Below are 1,237 nucleotides of genomic sequence, written 5' to 3'. Positions count from 1 at the left end.
GCCTGCCTGTATTCTAAGGTTTATCCTAATTTTTATGCTGCAAATTTAAAGGTTTCCACATAAGGTGTTTGTCTTTTTGCTACAGCAAAGATTCTGCTAACAATTTTGTTTCTAATAATATTAAGTGTTGACATTTTATTCTTTCCTTCTTTTAATCGTTTATGGTAATATAATTTTAATTGTGCGTCATGTAAAGTAGCTGTTGCTGCAGCTAATGACAGAATAGTTTTTAATTCTCTATTACCTAAAGCACTTATTCTTGTTTTTCCTCTATAACTAGTTCCAGAACTATGTTCAAATGGAGCTATACCTGCATAACATGCAAATTTTCGCCAGTTCTGGAACGACTTAAAATTATTGGTATAGGCTATCATTGTCGCTGCCAATATTGGTCCAACTCCTTTTATCGTTTTTATGTTGCCATAAGTTTTTAATATTTCTTGGTTTGATTTTATTAGTAAAGTGATTTCTTTTTCTATTAACCTAATTTGCAAAGTAAAAAAATCTATTATTGCCAGAGAAGACTCTACTACAATTGACTTTTCAGCTGATGGATACATTTGTTTTTGTTCATTAATTAATGCTTTATAACCAGCTCTTTGACGAACTATCTTTGCACGTTGACTTAATAGTTTTTTAAGTGTTATAACTGTTTGCTCTGGCATTTTATAGGCAACAAGACTATCTCTTCTTAAATACGCGTATTGGGCAATTCTTTGAGCATCTACCTTATCGTTTTTACCTCTTTTAATACCCATTGAGCGTTTTAGTTCTAGTCCAGATATAAGGTAGTAAGTTATATTCATTTCTTCTAAAAGCTCACAAAAGGCTTGTGAATAAATCCCTGTGTGCTCTAAACAAAACCTAAGCTTAATTGATTTAAGATTGGTCATCTTAATAACCCAGTCAATCAAAGATTGCCTTCCTTCTATATCATTCTTAAATAGCCGAGCTCTGTTCATATAATATAAATGTACTTCTAGAGTGTTTTTTGATACGTCGATACCGATAAATTCATTTTTCATTGTAAATTTGTTTGAACATTAATAAAAAACGTCTAAGACTAAGACTCTTAATAGATCTTAATATCTAAAATTCTAAATGGTCTGAGACGCGCCAAAAGCAGAGGATGGGACTAATACAGGCAATGGATCTTTAAATCTAGCCGGCAGGAAAGTTCACCCATCCTTATCTTTTGGAAAATTAATATAAAATCATTTTACAAACCTAAGAGCCG

General features: G+C 31.8%; 1 protein-coding gene. It reads right to left on the bottom strand.

All coding sequences use genetic code 11. From position 1 onward, the window contains the following. Positions 1–32 precede the first annotated feature (32 nt). Positions 33–1,025, bottom strand: a complete 993-nt coding sequence (locus tag JS605_RS17415; RefSeq protein ID WP_203259005.1) for an IS110 family RNA-guided transposase — start codon at positions 1,023–1,025, stop codon at positions 33–35. Positions 1,026–1,237 lie beyond the last annotated feature (212 nt).

It is taken from the genome of Hyunsoonleella ulvae, assembly GCF_016827605.1.
Taxonomy (GTDB): domain Bacteria; phylum Bacteroidota; class Bacteroidia; order Flavobacteriales; family Flavobacteriaceae; genus Jejuia; species Jejuia ulvae.
Note: the sequence above shows the minus strand (reverse complement) of the source record. Positions and strands in the feature narration are given on the sequence as shown.

Bases quoted from the DNA above. Each gene is read 5' to 3' on its own strand.
- JS605_RS17415 (WP_203259005.1), bottom strand. From the start codon at position 1,025: ATGAAAAATGAATTTATCGGTATCGACGTATCAAAAAACACTCTAGAA.